The 15,223-nt window shown below is 41.6% G+C and carries 14 protein-coding genes; all 14 read left to right on the plus strand.

Annotated features, from left to right (window positions below; translation table 11 throughout):
- Positions 1 to 342 precede the first annotated feature (342 nt).
- The 14 genes from R8G66_05750 (at position 343) to R8G66_05815 (ending at position 15,218) form a co-directional block, all read left to right on the plus strand.
- Positions 343 to 3,471, plus strand: coding sequence for a lantibiotic dehydratase (locus R8G66_05750; protein MDW3191843.1), 3,129 nt, complete (start codon positions 343 to 345; stop codon positions 3,469 to 3,471).
- 286 nt (positions 3,472 to 3,757) lie between these two features.
- Entirely contained in the window at positions 3,758 to 4,276 is a 519-nt protein-coding gene (locus R8G66_05755) for a UpxY family transcription antiterminator (protein ID MDW3191844.1), read from the plus strand.
- A 228-nt stretch (positions 4,277 to 4,504) separates the two neighbouring features.
- Positions 4,505 to 5,281, plus strand: coding sequence for a helix-turn-helix domain-containing protein (locus tag R8G66_05760; protein MDW3191845.1), 777 nt, complete (start codon positions 4,505 to 4,507; stop codon positions 5,279 to 5,281).
- A gap of 12 nt (positions 5,282 to 5,293) precedes the next feature.
- Complete coding sequence (locus R8G66_05765; protein ID MDW3191846.1) at positions 5,294 to 6,028, plus strand: hypothetical protein; 735 nt, start codon at positions 5,294 to 5,296, stop codon at positions 6,026 to 6,028.
- Between the two features lies 1 nt (position 6,029).
- The gene (locus R8G66_05770) at positions 6,030 to 7,358 is read left to right on the plus strand and encodes a cupin-like domain-containing protein (protein MDW3191847.1); all 1,329 of its coding nucleotides are present in this window, start codon (positions 6,030 to 6,032) and stop codon (positions 7,356 to 7,358) included.
- Positions 7,359 to 7,443: 85 nt separating this feature from the next.
- Positions 7,444 to 8,358, plus strand: coding sequence for a UPF0489 family protein (locus R8G66_05775; GenBank protein MDW3191848.1), 915 nt, complete (start codon positions 7,444 to 7,446; stop codon positions 8,356 to 8,358).
- Complete coding sequence (locus R8G66_05780) at positions 8,345 to 10,288, plus strand: S41 family peptidase (protein MDW3191849.1); 1,944 nt, start codon at positions 8,345 to 8,347, stop codon at positions 10,286 to 10,288. The genes R8G66_05775 and R8G66_05780 overlap by 14 nt, the downstream gene beginning before the upstream one ends.
- 164 nt (positions 10,289 to 10,452) lie before the next feature.
- Positions 10,453 to 10,614, plus strand: a complete 162-nt coding sequence (locus tag R8G66_05785) for a hypothetical protein (protein MDW3191850.1) — start codon at positions 10,453 to 10,455, stop codon at positions 10,612 to 10,614.
- 24 nt (positions 10,615 to 10,638) lie between these two features.
- Positions 10,639 to 10,818 (plus strand): hypothetical protein, encoded by a 180-nt coding sequence (locus R8G66_05790; GenBank protein MDW3191851.1) that lies wholly within the window; start codon positions 10,639 to 10,641, stop codon positions 10,816 to 10,818.
- A gap of 25 nt (positions 10,819 to 10,843) precedes the next feature.
- On the plus strand, positions 10,844 to 11,023 hold the full coding sequence (locus R8G66_05795; GenBank protein ID MDW3191852.1) for a hypothetical protein: 180 nt from the start codon (positions 10,844 to 10,846) through the stop codon (positions 11,021 to 11,023).
- Positions 11,024 to 11,048: 25 nt separating this feature from the next.
- A complete protein-coding gene (locus tag R8G66_05800; protein ID MDW3191853.1) occupies positions 11,049 to 11,228 on the plus strand; it encodes a hypothetical protein in 180 nt (59 codons plus the stop codon).
- Between the two features lie 298 nt (positions 11,229 to 11,526).
- Entirely contained in the window at positions 11,527 to 12,978 is a 1,452-nt protein-coding gene (locus R8G66_05805) for a radical SAM protein (GenBank protein ID MDW3191854.1), read from the plus strand.
- 51 nt (positions 12,979 to 13,029) lie between these two features.
- Positions 13,030 to 14,925: a S8 family serine peptidase gene (locus R8G66_05810; protein ID MDW3191855.1), complete on the plus strand. Its 1,896-nt coding sequence runs from the start codon at positions 13,030 to 13,032 to the stop codon at positions 14,923 to 14,925.
- A gap of 11 nt (positions 14,926 to 14,936) precedes the next feature.
- A complete protein-coding gene (locus R8G66_05815; protein MDW3191856.1) occupies positions 14,937 to 15,218 on the plus strand; it encodes a hypothetical protein in 282 nt (93 codons plus the stop codon).
- Positions 15,219 to 15,223: the final 5 nt, after the last annotated feature.

Raw genomic sequence — 15,223 nt, forward strand, 5'->3', positions numbered from 1 at the left:
AGTTTTAAGCGAAGTGTGAGTTACCCGGACTTCCGTTGAGAAGTCTATCTATTTTCTACATAATTTTTCAACTTCTAAACGACCGAGGATAATTCCAATGGTATGGGGAGAGATTGGTGCGAGAGCACTGGTTAGTGTTGCAAGGACAAAGATTTTGATTTCCATTATGATACATGATAACCTTCTTTCCCCTTTCTTTACTTGTGTTGCTACCTGATGATTTTCATGTCAAGAAACCTCATACTACCTATTTGACTTTTTGATTTAGTTGCCTGGATTTTCTAATGGCGTTGAGGTTGTGACTGGCATCACTTTATGGAATTTGCCTCATGACCCAAAGTTATGGCACTAGAACAATACGAATTTCATGAAAAAATAGTCGTACGCACACCTACAAACACACTACAACAAAAGGCAAGTGATTGGGAAGAGATCATTCAGAACAAAGCCTTTTTGGAGGCCCTCAGTATCTCTTCAAAAGACCTTCATCAGCAATTAATGAATGTACTGGATGGTACCTGCACTTTAACGGACATAGAGTTCGAGAAACTGCGTCGGTCTGTTCAAAAATATTGGAGTAGGATGTGTACTCGAACCACACCGTTCGGACTTTTTGCGTCAGTTGGTGTGGCAGATTGGTCAGCAGCAGGGGAGACAAAGATTCATCTTAGTGAGCAAAGAATTGCCCGAAAAACCAGACTGGACATGTCCTATTTATATCAGCTTGCCATGGACATGGAAGAAGATGCTGAAATTGTCAATCACCTCAAGTTTTTCCCCAACAGCAGCATTTACATCATGGGGGAGGACTATCGGTTTTTAGAATCTGAGAGCCACAAAGACCGTAATGGTTACAAGATCTCCGCAGTTTCAAGAACCAGTCACCTAAACCTGGTATTGAAGCACGCCGAAGAAGGGATTTTACTAATGGACCTATTTGATTTGCTTTGTTCAGAGTTAGAAATCAGAAGTGAGGACGCTACGATGTATTTGTCCGAACTTGTGGAAGCGCAAATTTTGGTCAGCGAGCTTGAGCCTACGGTTACAGGGCCGGAATATTACCAGCAGTTACTTCATATTTTAGAGAGGCTACGGGTCGTACCAGCCGCAGCGCAATATTATGAAGCATTGCGAGCCGTAGAGGGGCTCTTTGATGAAATGGACCGCAATATTTGGAATTCCGAAGAGTTGTATCAAAGAGTCCTTCAAAAGCTTTCGGGCTTGGGTGTAAAACCAAATGCTAATCGTTTGATTCAGGTGGATAGCTTTGCTGCTTTTAGCGAAGCAAAGGTCAACAACCATATTCAGCAACATCTTAGGGCAGGTATTGCCTGCATGATGCGTATGCATTCGACTAAAGAGAACCAGGATATAAAACGTTTTGTGGAGCGTTTTCAAGAGCGATACGAAGGACAACTCATCCCTTTGTCGGAGGTGCTTGATCCTGAGACGGGCATTGGTTACCCTGAGCATCATTCTTCGGATTTACTTGATTTGGGTGACGGTCTTGATTTACCCACCGAAAATTCTGGTGGAAGCCGGGCCTGGAATGAATTTGAAACCTGGGCTTTTGAGCGATTGGTGGCCTTGCAAAACAATGGAAGATATGAATTCGAGTTATCTGAAGAAGATCTAGAGCAGTTTCAGGAACGAAACCAGGCAATGATGCCATCGCTGGCCGTCATGTTCAGGGTATTAGATCGAGACAAAGGGGAGGTCTTCATTGAAAGCGTAGGTGGTTCAAGTGCAGTTAATCTATTGGGTCGTTTTGCGCATGGTAGTCAGGAAATCCACGATATTATGAAGGACGTGGTACATCAAGAAGAACAGCAAAACCCAGATGTTGTGTTTGCAGAGATCGCTCATTTACCAGAAAGCAGAATGGGAAATATTCTGCAGCGTCCAGCTGTCCGGCCCTATGAAATCCCTTACCTGGCTAAGTCGGGTGTCGACGAAGATTTTCAAGTCCATATTCAGGATCTGTACGTTAAGGTAGAGCGCAATAAGGTCCAGTTATGGTCGCGAAAACTGAATAAGCGTGTGATCCCCAGATTGAGTTCAGCTCATAACTTCAGGTTATCAGATCTACCAGTCTATAAATTTTTATGTGACTTACAAACGCATGAGAAGAGTGCAGCCTTGTCTTTTAGATGGGGTGCGCTAGAGCAGCAATTCACTTTTTTCCCACGTGTCAGGTTTCAAAATGCAATATTAAGTCCGGCACAATGGCGGTTTTCAGCCGAGGATATCTGTGAATTGAAGGCCGCGAAAAATTCCATAGACCGCCGTTTTCATCTGGCTTTGTTAAGAGATAAATGGCATTTGCCCCGAAATGTAGTTTTTGCTGAGGGCGATAATGAACTACTGCTTGACCTGTCTAATTTGAACGATGTTCAGACATTATTGGAGATGTCGAGGAAAAAAGACCATTTCATACTGAAGGAATCGATGGGATTTGAAAATAAGCCGGTCGTTTCCTCTTCATCTGGCGGCCATGCAAATCAAATGTTGGCTTGTCTAGTCAGTGAGAAAGGGTGCTATAACAGCTCAGCGAACAGTACGACATTGCCATCAGTGGCACGGCAAGAGATCCGAAGGAAATTTTTGCCAGGCTCGGAATGGCTGTATTATAAAGTCTATGCAGGTGATCAGACCAGTGATCTGATCCTGAGACAGGCGATCAGGCCCATGGTAGCACAATTGCAATCCCAGGGACTGATCGATCAATGGTTTTTTATTCGATACGATGACGGAAATCCACACCTTCGATTTCGGGTACACCTGAAAGACAGGGCATTCTTCGGAGACGCCATTACCTTGATCGCAGATTACTTCGATCTGCTAGAGGAGCAAAAAATGATCTGGAAGACTGAAATAGCCAGCTATGAACGTGAGATCAACCGATATGGAGTCGATACTATAGAAATGGCGGAGGAATATTTCTATCAGGACAGTGAGGCCCTTCTGAAATTGTTGACTTTTGAAGAAGAGGCTCCGATGGATCAAACCCGGTGGTTGTTTGGAATGCAGGTCATGGATGATACGCTGAAGGCCTTTCATTTGGCAATACCAGATCGGCTGAAATTACTGGAGTCGTACCGGGATAGTTTCATGGAAGAGTTCAAAGTAGATAAGAAGCTTCGACTTGAACTGGACTTGAAGTATCGCAAATATCAACAAGAGATCCATCAAATGCTGGTTGCTGATGAAAAGGACAAAACAACTGGTTTTGAGAAGATTACAACTCAACGATTCGAAGCGATTCAAAAGATCGTGAATGAGATGCAAATCAGGCATAGCGGTAGGATAGAGGACTGGCAACCAGGTCTCGTGGGTTCACTGATTCACATGTCCGTGAACCGGCTGGTTACCTCCCGTCAACGATTCTATGAAATGATCCTGTATTATTTCATGGTCAAGCACTACAAAAGCAGGGTAGCGAGGATGAACAAAATGAAAAAGGTAGCCTAAGTGCATTTCGATCATAAGGTCGAATACCTCAGGTTAGATGAAATCCCATTGCTTTTTATTTCGAATAGATACCTGTCACCAATTAAAATGATGGATGCCGTTCGCATGTATTTACCAAAGTTTGATTTTATGAACAGAAAAGCACTTATCAATCCATATTAACTCCATCTAGAGTGTTTTTGGGCCGATTTGAAAGATTCGTACCGAGCAAACTGAGATTGGTCAAAAACTATTTAATGTAAGAGGTGCCTTTTCTAAATTAGTTAGAGTTAAAACGCAAGAAGAGATGATCAATTCCCGTAACGCTTCCGACAACCGTAACTGGCACGTCATTTACACCAGACCCAATTTCGAAAGAAAAGTGGCGTCTGAATTGGTAGCGAAAGGAATCGAGTTTTTCATGCCTTCGAGGGATGAAGTGCGACAGTGGCACGACCGCAAGAAGAAAATGAATGTCCTGGTCTTTCCCGGATACATCTTTGTTCGCGTCAATGTAAGAGAAGTTTACATGATTTATGCCATCAATGGCTTTGTAAACTTTGTTTCCAACGAGGGGCATCCTGACGTCATTTCGGATGAACTCATGTCTGCGATCCAGACCTTGTTGGAAGGAGAGTTTAGCATTAAAACCGGAGCGTTAATCTCTGGTGATAAGATAAAAATCGGTCACGGTGCTTTCCAGGGCCTGGAAGGCATCCTGTTGGAAGACAGAGGTGAAAGCAAAGTGGCCGTACGTGTGGAAGTAATTAATCAATTCATTGTTGTGGTACTTCCCGCGTTTAGTTTGGAAAAAGTAGCAGTATGACCCGACAGATCGTTTTTAGGAATTAGCATTCTTGTACGAAATTTTGACTGTCATTTTTAGTCTCCACTGCTATTGTAATTATCGTCAGTTTTCCAACTGACCAATTGGCTTTGCCTTTTTAAGTAATCTACAACATGTTACTGACAAGGCGAAGCTCTATCCAAACATGAAATCCTGCCTTCAAAACAAAGGGTTCAGCAACAGTCTAAGTACTACAAATCAATTCTTATGAAGATCGCTACAGTTTCAGAGAGTAAGGCTTTCGAACAGAAGGTCAGTACTTTACTTGGGGAGAACTTCTCATATAAGAGCATCAATCCTAACGACACGATCGAAAACGCCCTACGACGTGATAACATTGATTGTGTCATATTCGAGATTCAGTATCAGGTACAATTGATCTCTTCTATCATCGAGAACCTGAAGCAGAAATTTCCTGTAGTTCCTCACGTCTGTATCACACCGAATGACATAGATTTTGATGTGATCAGGCGTTTTGGAGTAATCGGCGTGGAACGGGTACTGAGCCTTTCGCGCTTAGCTATGCTGAAGCGCGTGATCAATGATCTGATCATTGATAATTGTAGCAAAGTATATCGGTATGAGTTTGGATTGAAAGATGAGTATCCATCAAAGATCCTTAATCAGACAATCTACAAAATTGAGGAAGAATATCTCAATATTCTGAATACCAGTGAGTTAGCTCAATATGTGGAGGTGACCGATAGTACGCTATCCCGAGAATTTAAAAAGTACGACCTCATCAGCCCCAAGCGACTCTTGTTGTATTTCAAAGTAAGTCATGCATTGAAATTGATGAGAAACCAGGGCCTTAGCATGAAGGAGATCATTCATTTATCTGGCTTTACCAGTGAAAAAAGGTTCTATGATTTTTTCGCTAAGCTACTCCCATACTCACCAGGGGAATGCAGAAAGCTGATTTTGGTTAAAGGGATGAATGGCTTTTGGTGCGAAGTGGGAAAAACCATATTAATGACACAATAATCTTTGATAATCATGAATGATCTGGGAGTAAAAATCAACATAGATTATAAGCAGGTAACATTGATAAAGAATGTTCTTCCGAATGACCTTTATCTTTCTTTAAGGCAACGATTCGCTTCATTGGAAGGGTTTCAAACGCATGGTAAATTCCTGTGGTACGACTATCGAAATATTCCACCACGAAATGTAGTTGAGGAGATCATCACTTACTTATCTTCTTATGTCGACCCAGAAGGCAATCTCGAAGGTGTTGAATGGTGGATGAGAATTCGTCCGGCCGATGAATTAAAGCCACTTCATTTTGACAAGGATGAAAAGCTGTTTGCCAGGGAAAGCAAGCTTGCTTTTCCAGCGATGGGAAGTGTTTTCTACTTTGGGGAGAATGGCGGTGCCACGTTGGTATTGGATCAAAGTGCTGATCCGGAAACTCGGGAACACCGGCCTCAGGTCCCTACGCATGGGGCCATGTCATCACCCGACCACAACCAGTACTTATTATTTCCAGGAAACTTACGACACGGAGTTTTGAGTGCCAGTGACGACAATATCAATGATGATGTACGCATGACCCTATTGATCAACTGGTGGAACAAAAAACCATTAGAGGAAAATTTCCCAATGAACTGGGAAGACATCCCTGAAGACAACTTGTTCAGAAAGACACTGGAGTATTCACTGTGGAAGGATGAGCAGAGGGGTCACGAGCCAAATATATCATTATTGGAATTTGAAGAATTAGAAGATTAATATGGAGGTCTTGCAAATCAATACAGTGCCGATCCTGGACGAATTAGATTGGGATCGATTCATGGAGGAATTTTGGGACAAATCCCCTGTGATCATAAAGGGGTTTTCGAAGCAACCGGTGCTCACTCAAGAGGATTTGTTGAAGCTGGTACAGCTTCAGGGAAATAGAATCCTTGACGGGAAAACAGCAGAACTGACTTTGTACGATAAGCATAGAGTCTCCTTGTCGGGGACTCATGCTTCACGACGGTATCTCACCGGAATAGAACCCTATTTGCCAGATGGGCAAGAGAAGCATCTTTCAGATTACCTTTTTGGTCTTACCGAACATGAAAGGTTTAATGAGTTCTGCTTGTATTCCAATGCACCTCATACCTATGAACATATCTGGAAAGCGATGAGACCGGTTTTCAAATTAATTTTTGAAGGGACAAAGATCTCTCCGGCTGGAATGAATACGGACTTGTTCATTGGAAATTATCAACGAACCAATTTTGGAGCCCATCGAGATCAGTTGTCCAATTTTATGTTCATGTTGTTTGGAACAAGGCGCATGTTATTATGGTCAGATCATGTATGGAAAAACGTACTTGGAAATCCTGACAACAATAAGTTGATAGTGCATGACTATGAAGCGTTCAGAAGTGAGGCACTTGTCGCTGAATTGTCTCCAGGAGATGTTTTGTATTGGCCAATGGAGTACTGGCACGTTGGTGAAAACGATGGCAAGCTCTCCGGGTCTATTAATGTGGATTATGTCCAACCAGACAAGCAAACATATCTGGATAGTGTCTTGACTCAGGCATTAAGTAAGGTTGTCAGACAAGAATCTGCCAATCATAGAACGTACTACGATCTGGACTACTTCGTCTTTGAGCCTGACCAACAGAAACAGATGGACTTACCGGACAACCTCGAACAACGATATAATTTGTTGATTGAAAACTTTGACAAAGAGAGTTTATATGAGTTCTTTCTGAATTCCGAGTGGACCAGGAAAATGAGTGCAATGGGTTTTAACAAGGGATTGAAACCTAGAACCTCTGTTTTGTTGAGCTCCAGTACAAATATCCTTTCCGATGCTGATTTTCCAGTTTTCTTCAAGCGCTACAATGACAAAATGATACTTTCTCATAGTGGTGTTTCAAAAGTCCTGGATATGGATTCGACATTACTGTCTATGGTCCAATATGTGAACAATGGTTGGGAGGGCTCAGTGCTTGAACTACATGAGCGATTATCACAAAATGGCAGCTATGAAGAGGAAACTTTCTATAACCATTTGGCTGCTTTGTATGAGATACATGCAATAGAGATCATTTCAGCCTAGCACATAGCTATCGTGAGTCAAATAACGATAGAACAAGTCAAAAAACGACATTGAATTTACTAATCAAGATAAAGAATTTTGAATCATGACTTTTCAAACAGAGATCACACCCACATTCATCGTAGAAGAACACAACGAAGCCTTCTTCATCTGGAACCAAGCTATTAACGAAGGTATTATTCCTGAAAAAGGGAATTTTTTGCTGCATTTCGATGAGCATTCCGATTTGCAAATGCCACGATTCAGTACTTCTCTGAATGAGTTCAAAAGAGATACAGAAAGTCTGCACTACTTTACTTATAACGAAATTGATATTGCTACTTTCATCATTCCCAGCCTTTACCTGGAGATCATTACTGGAATGTGCTGGGTCCGACAAAGACACGATCGAGCAGGCACGAAAGAGATGTTTGTAAGATCGTTCAACCAGTCGGGAAAGAAGTTGATTGCTGGTAAAGTAGATGATATCAGAAACACCCGCTCCAAGTTCGATAACAAGAATTTCATGTTCACTAAATCTCATATAGAAGATTTAGCCTCCATGGATCAACCTGTTATCCTTGATATTGACCTGGACTATTTCTCTTGCCAGACGGATGCTTATGAATCTAGAGAGACGGTCGTGGAAATTACCAGGGAAGAATATGAACGTTATCAGAACGATCCTTATCACCGAATGAATTTCCTTGGTTTTCCAAAGCTATATGCCGTTGAAGAGGAGGGTAGGTATTATTTTCTGATCAATTCCTTTCGGGAAATGTATCATTCTGTAGCTAAGGTATCAGAGGAAGAGATCCAACATCGAATTGATCTGATGATCAATAAGTTGAAAGAACTACATGTACAACCGGCACTCATCGATATCTGCAGGTCACGTCACAGTGGTTATACACCATCAGATCAATGGCAATTCATTGAGGATCAGGTGATTGAAGGACTTAAGAGTCTTTACGATATTGAATTGAGACATATAAATGAATTGACATATGCAACGGCTTAATAGAATTTTTCGTGGCCTGGTAGTGTTGATCATTACTACCGGTTTTCAAGCGCCTGTAATTGCCCAGTGGAAGGTCGTATTCTCTCAACAGCAACTCAAACAAGACTTTTATTCCTTGAGGGCGGATAATTACCAAAGCGAGCCAGGTTATTATTTTCCCCCATACGAATACCTGGAAGAACCCTTGACCGACGGCTATAATTTACTTGAAGCAGTAGGTAAGGAAGGAAAGACAGGATTGCCGCTTGCTTCGGGTGAGCTTCAGGAAGTTTGGGAGAAAAACTTCGAGCCGATGCTCGATTTTTATGCAGACTCGACCATCTTATATCAGCGAGTTCTGGCCAGGTATATTGATGCCTATGCCATTCATTTCTTCCTTCCTGATGAACAACGCTGGTTAACCAAGAGGTACTCGATAAAACATGAAGGTTATCAGGTACCCGGAGATGAAGATATTTCCGATTGGTCTGAACAGGAGTTGCCGGCGTATTTCAGGGTGGGCAAGATGGCAATCACCGTAAGTCAGGCAGAACCTCGAGCATATGAGTTTACCGTTGGAGACCTGGTGCTTAGAAACGGTTATCGGGAAATAGTTGAAGCGCAGCAGCCATTCATCAACCGGCTGTTTGACAGGGATCCCTTACTCGGTTATGATATCAAGCGTCCTTCAGGATACAGTCCAAGTCTGATTGCGAATTCACCAGAGTCTTTTTATGCGTGCAAAGATTGCAGAGGTAGTTACTCAGTGATAGGAAGTGAAGAAGATAAAGAGGCTCCTTTAGTGGTGAAAATCCTGGACCTTTCATTGCAGTACTATCCGTATTATGAGGAAAAAGGGTTAGATAAAGCAGAGATTTATAATGACTTTCAGCAGATTGTTGAAAATCATCAGCACAAGCCAGAAGACGAGTTTTTACCTAAACTTGAACAATTCGTATTTGAAACGTTTCAGGACCCTCATTTTCGAGTGGAAGTACCCAAGCAGAAAGCAAAACGCGGAATTTTTCCACTGAGGCTATATGATATTAACAACAAGTTATTCATCGCTGCATCCTTCAAAGAAGAATTAGATCCGTTGCTGAATAAGGAAGTGATCAAGGTGAATGGGATCGAAGCGTCCTACTTGTTGGACAGTTTGACAAATCTGCAATATGGCGCTCAAGACAGAAGAAGAAGGCTTGCACTTACACAAATGACGGAGGCTTTTCAATCAGATGCGATTACCATTACTTACCTGGAGGAGAATTGTAACCCTACAGAAATAGTAGTAGAAAGAACAAGAAAGCCCCGGGTTCCACCAGGTTTTAGGGCTAAGTCCTATGAATTCAAGATGCTGGAAGGCGATATTGCCTACTTCCGAATACTCAAATGGCAACTGGGGGTATACCTGAGGTTCCTCAATCACTGGGAAGAAATCCAGCAAGCCAAGGGATTAATCATCGATTTGCGTAACAACGGTGGAGGAGAAGCCCTGGGTGCCATGCGAATGTTCTCTCTATTCATACCGCATGCCAAGCCTTATAACTACAGCTACTCTTATGTCGGTAACAAGAAAGAAACCACAGTTATAAAACCTAATAAGGAACGCAGCTTTCCTGTGGACCAGCGAGTGGTGATTCTGGGTAATGAATTGACAGGATGTGCTTCTGAGGAATTTATTTTAGCCATGACCAGATTGGACAATGTGCTATTCTTTTCAGGGAATAATACAGGAGGGAGCCTGGCATCTGTTTATGATTTTTATTTCCCTTCTGGCCTTAGGTTCAGAACCAATAGCGCGGCTGATAAAAATTATTTCCCCGGAGATAAAGTGATTGAAGATCAGGGAATAGAACCTGATGTGTGGATGAAGTATTCTTCCATCTATGATCTGGCTCCTTATGAAAACACATTGTTGAACAAAGGTGTAGAGCTACTTGGTGGTAGATAGATAAAACCTACAAGAGATCTGGAAATGGATTATGGATGTGCAGGACTATTGTGAAAGCAGGGAATCCATGTGGTGAGTGAGATAATTGTAGCATCACTACTAAGAGCATGGACACAGAGGAAGGTATACTTTTTTGAATGAGTAACTATTTAATTTTTAATACTATGAAAAATCAAAAAAAAGTGAAAGGTTCTGTAAAAGAACTAGTTAAACCTTCCAAAGAGCTGGAAATGGATTATGGCCTGGTACAAGCTTATTGTGAAACACGAGACGAGTGTAGAAAAGGTAACAAAAGCGCTGATACCGAAGAAGATATCTTGTTTTAATTGAACACCTTAAAATCTAATATCATGAACAAAGAATCAAAACCAGCTTCCAAACGAAGCATTCAAGGTGAAATCCAGGAGTTGATCAAGCCATCGAAAGAGCTGGAAATGGATTATGGTCTTGTACAATCTTATTGCGAGTCTCGAGATGCTTGTAGAAAGGACAACAAGAGCGCTGATACCGAAGAAGATATCTTGTTTTAATTGATCATCTAAACGATCTAATATCATGAACAAAGAATCAAAACCAGCTTCCAAACGAAGCATTCAAGGTGGAATCCAGGAGTTGATCAAGCCATCGAAAGACCTGGAAATGGATTATGGTCTTGTACAATCTTATTGCGAGTCTCGCGACGAGTGTAGAGACGGTAACAAAAGTGCGGATACCGAGGAAGATATCCTTTTTTAAATAGTAAATTTTTAATCTATATCATATGAACAAGCAAACAAAACCTGCTTCTGAGAGAAGCATCCAAGGTTCGATCCAGGAGTTGATCAAACCTTCAAAAGACCTGGAAATGGATTATGGTCTTGTACAATCTTATTGTGAGTCTCGCGACGAATGTAGAGACGGTAACAAAAGTGCGGATTCTGAAGAGGACATTTTGTTCTAATCAGAGACCATTTTACACTTCACAAATCAATCAGAGAGCAGCCTCGATGTTGCTCTCTGTTTTAGCTTTTCCTTAAACAATTCACGCTTATCTTTAGCGTGTTCCATCGGGGATTCACTCTCCATTCAAAACAACAATAACCAACAACCAAGGGGTCCGTCTACCTTGATTTTATACCAACCCAGTGAGCGATCAGGTTTCTGTTCCTCATCTACCGGGTAATTAACCGAAATATTCCTTTCAGGAGATGATATCAATCATGATTCTGGAGTTCACTTCAATTAAACACAGTTGAGCTATGTTAAAGTCTAGTTTTTACAACGTACTTATTCCTATAGAGGAAAAAAACGAATACCTATTGTATAACCTATTGTCTGGAGGACTGGAAGTGCTGCCTTATAAAGAGGGTAACATATTTCAGAATTGGATCGATGATGGCGCTTTTGATCCGGATCAATTGATTTCATTTAAAGATTTCATCGATTATTTACAGGATCGCAATTATCTGGTTCACGAGAATCATGATGAAAAAGCGGCATTTAAGGATATCTATAATTCAGGACGGGAAAACCTTTTTGATCTTGATAAGGCATCACTCACCATCACGATAGGAACTACAATCACCTGTAATATGGGGTGTCCCTATTGCTTCGAATTCGTCAAACCAAATAAGACCCTGAAGGATCCTGAGGTGATGAAGCAAATGATTTGGTATTTGCAACAGCTTGTAGATAAAGCACCAGTAAAAAAATGGGCGAATTTCTCACTATGCTGGTACGGTGGTGAACCTCTCATCAATAAAAAATTGATCCGTGAGTTTTCTCCGATGATCCATAAGTTTTGTGCAGACAATGGCATTGAAAAGTTTGATGCTCAGATCATTACCAATGGTATTCTGTTGGATGAGGAAGCCTGGAAAATCCTTCATGAAGCTCAGGTATCACATTTACAAGTCACAATAGATGGTTCAAAAGAGACGCATAATGAGTACCGCCCTCTAAAAAGTGGTGGTGAAAACTACGAGAAGATATTAAGAAATATTGCGGCGAAACCTGATGATATGACTTTGACCATCAGAGTGAATACGGACAAAAAGGTGGCTAGCAACTTTGGTCAGTTCTTCGATGATTTGTATGACTATGGAATATGGCCACAGAAGAGTGATACGATTACAGTAGATTCTTCAGTCTTGAGATCCTATGAGGAAAATGAAGAAGATACTTCGGATCGACTGGATGCTGATGCGTATCAAAAAATTCATAATGAGTTCAAAATGACCAAAATGGAGCGTTATAACGCCTGGGCTTGTGAAAATGGTAAGAAAACAGGTCGAATAGGTTGGGACCTGCCTACCGTTCAGCAAGAATGCTCGACCTGGGTCAATCCATATCACATCGTATTTGATCCCGAGGGTAATGTCCATAAATGTTGGGAAACAATTCACGATGATAAACAGATGGTGAAGCACTGTTCAGATGGGTATGAAATCAGTGACTTCAAACACTACATGAGCTATGATCGCCATGAGTTTAGTGATATCTGTGCAAACTGCAAATTCTTACCTGTTTGCGATAGTTACACTTGCTCATTTGAGGCGTATCGACACGAGGAAAAACCTCCTTGTACGATTTGGAAATCTAACCTCGAATCTGTCTTGAAAGACCAGTACATCATGATGTTGGATCATCCTGAAATTATTGCCAACCCTGTCGGGAATGAAGTGCTAAACGGCGGACACGCCAATAAGTAGCACGATCATTTTGGCTTTGATTAATGTATACGTAAAAATTGAAATTCACATATGTCTTTTCAGGTAGCTGTAATTGATAGGGGAGTAGAAGTGGCTCACAGAAAGCTCACGAAATGCAGTTTTGATGGCGTTGTGATCCTCGAAAAGGACGGTAAAGTATCGCGAAATGATCGATACTTTGAAGATGATACCGGGCATGGTACTGCCATTGCCGGTATCATTCACAGCATCGTCCCGGATCAAACCCTGATCGCAGTGAAACTGCATACGGAAGAAGACGCACTTAATGAGTTGCTACTTTTAGAGGGGATCAAATGGTGTCTCGATCAACCCAATATCAAGATCATTAATATTAGTTTAGGTATTGCGACGAATAAGCCCAATCCGGAGCTGGACCTGGTTTGCAAAGAAGCTTCAAGACGAGGAAAGATCATTGTTGCCGCCGTTCACAATGTGCCTGGTTTTGAATGTTATCCAGCTTTCTTCCCTGAAGTAATTGCCGTGTCCACTGGGATTGCCAATGATAAATTGGACTATGGGTTTCTGGATCAAAGTCATATTAATGTGCTTGCAAAAGGAACAACCAAGCGGTTGCTTTGGAAGGATAACGGTTACAAAATCACTTCCGGAAACAGTTTTGCCGCGGCACATTTTAGTGGAACGTTGGCGAAAATGCTTCAGGAAGAAGACTGGTCCATCATTGATAATAAATCCTTATTGGAGTTGATCAAGAGGCATGCTTCCAATGATGTATATGAGCTACAGTACATAAAGCGAGCCGAAAATGCTTTCGTTCCGAATGAAAAAAGCAAGAACCTTGATGCCCTGGGTGAGGAGCTGTTCCATGGGAATTTACCGTTTCCCAATGTGGGAAGATTAGCGATTACAGGGATCTCTGAGAAGGAGATGAAAACAGTGATCGAATTTGAAGAGCTGTGTCCTTTTGAAATCGCATTATTGATTGACTATCCTCGAAGTATTCTGGATACAAGAAACATCAATGGAAGTGGTGTTCGGGTGCAAAAGAAAATGGAAGATGAAGACCTGAATAAGTATGATACGATGGTCATGGGGTATTTTCTTGATCAGCTCTTTGATGCCAATATCATCTTTTCAATCAACTTGCTGAAACGGTCATTAGGTGCTGATAAGAACCTTGTTCTTTGGGATGAAAATGTTCATCAACTTGCCCTTAGGATACAATCAAATGAGTTTCCTGATTACCAGGGAGTGATCTATTGCCCTACAGTCGGGGATGACTTGTTTGAAGATGTGATCAACTATCGATTCTATGATCACAACGTACCTGCCATTGCAGTAGTAGGTACGGGAAATACTCAGGGTAAGATTACGACTCAATTAACAGTGAAGCAGGTACTTTCCAACGCGGGATACCGTGTGGGCCATGTAGCGACGGAACCTCAGGCTGCGCTATTAGGAGCTGATTTTCTTTTTCCCTATGGGCACAATTCCAACGTATTTCTGGAAGAAGAAAAATGGGGTCGTTTCATTGATGCGGTCACCAATGGAATTGCGCGATATCAGTCGCCTCAGATTATCCTGAGCGGTACACAGGGTTTGACCATACCCAGAGTGACCCATAAAATTGCAGATTTCTCTTCCATGCATTTCTTGTCGGGAATCAGGCCAGATGCATTCATATGTACCGTAAGTCCTGAAGATCCGGTCGAAATCATTGAAAATCTGCTAAACGTCATGCGGGTCTATTATGATGCTAAACCATTGTTCCTTGCCATGACACCTAAAATGAGGTCGGTCAGGGAATTGAAAGGGAAGAGGTTTGTATCCGATACCTGGTTGAAGGAGGAGGAGTTTGAGGCTAAAGCCTCAGAGCTTACAGAAAAATTGCATATACCAGTTATAAACATAAAAGATGAGCGCAATAAACCACTCATCCTACGCGAAATTCAGAATTTTTTCAAATAACGTTTTGATTCATGTCGACGATTGAAATAGAGAAGAAATTAGTTCAAATTTTGAAGGAATTACTCGGTGAAGACTACCGGGAAGTCCTGGACTTGAAGAGTGATCTGGACGATCATGTATTGCATGTAGTACTGAGTGAATCGAGTCAGGCACTCAGTTTTGTCATGTATATCGAAGAGGAGTTTGATCTCGAATTCGATGATGATGAAGTTGATTTAAACTTTTTTTTAAGCATAGAAACCATTGTTTCCCTTATCCAAAAACATAAAGAACTAGAAAATGTTGAAGCTTGATATTA

This window comes from Cytophagales bacterium (assembly GCA_033344775.1).
Lineage (GTDB): Bacteria > Bacteroidota > Bacteroidia > Cytophagales > Cyclobacteriaceae > JAWPMT01.

Coding starts and splice junctions, on each gene's coding strand:
- R8G66_05770 (MDW3191847.1), top strand. CDS start 6,030: ATGGAGGTCTTGCAAATCAATACAGTGCCGATCCTGGACGAATTAGAT.
- R8G66_05775 (MDW3191848.1), top strand. CDS start 7,444: ATGACTTTTCAAACAGAGATCACACCCACATTCATCGTAGAAGAACAC.
- R8G66_05785 (MDW3191850.1), top strand. CDS start 10,453: ATGAAAAATCAAAAAAAAGTGAAAGGTTCTGTAAAAGAACTAGTTAAA.
- R8G66_05810 (MDW3191855.1), top strand. CDS start 13,030: ATGTCTTTTCAGGTAGCTGTAATTGATAGGGGAGTAGAAGTGGCTCAC.
- R8G66_05765 (MDW3191846.1), top strand. CDS start 5,294: ATGAATGATCTGGGAGTAAAAATCAACATAGATTATAAGCAGGTAACA.
- R8G66_05815 (MDW3191856.1), top strand. CDS start 14,937: ATGTCGACGATTGAAATAGAGAAGAAATTAGTTCAAATTTTGAAGGAA.
- R8G66_05750 (MDW3191843.1), top strand. CDS start 343: ATGGCACTAGAACAATACGAATTTCATGAAAAAATAGTCGTACGCACA.
- R8G66_05760 (MDW3191845.1), top strand. CDS start 4,505: ATGAAGATCGCTACAGTTTCAGAGAGTAAGGCTTTCGAACAGAAGGTC.
- R8G66_05780 (MDW3191849.1), top strand. CDS start 8,345: ATGCAACGGCTTAATAGAATTTTTCGTGGCCTGGTAGTGTTGATCATT.
- R8G66_05755 (MDW3191844.1), top strand. CDS start 3,758: ATGATCAATTCCCGTAACGCTTCCGACAACCGTAACTGGCACGTCATT.
- R8G66_05805 (MDW3191854.1), top strand. CDS start 11,527: ATGTTAAAGTCTAGTTTTTACAACGTACTTATTCCTATAGAGGAAAAA.
- R8G66_05790 (MDW3191851.1), top strand. CDS start 10,639: ATGAACAAAGAATCAAAACCAGCTTCCAAACGAAGCATTCAAGGTGAA.
- R8G66_05795 (MDW3191852.1), top strand. CDS start 10,844: ATGAACAAAGAATCAAAACCAGCTTCCAAACGAAGCATTCAAGGTGGA.
- R8G66_05800 (MDW3191853.1), top strand. CDS start 11,049: ATGAACAAGCAAACAAAACCTGCTTCTGAGAGAAGCATCCAAGGTTCG.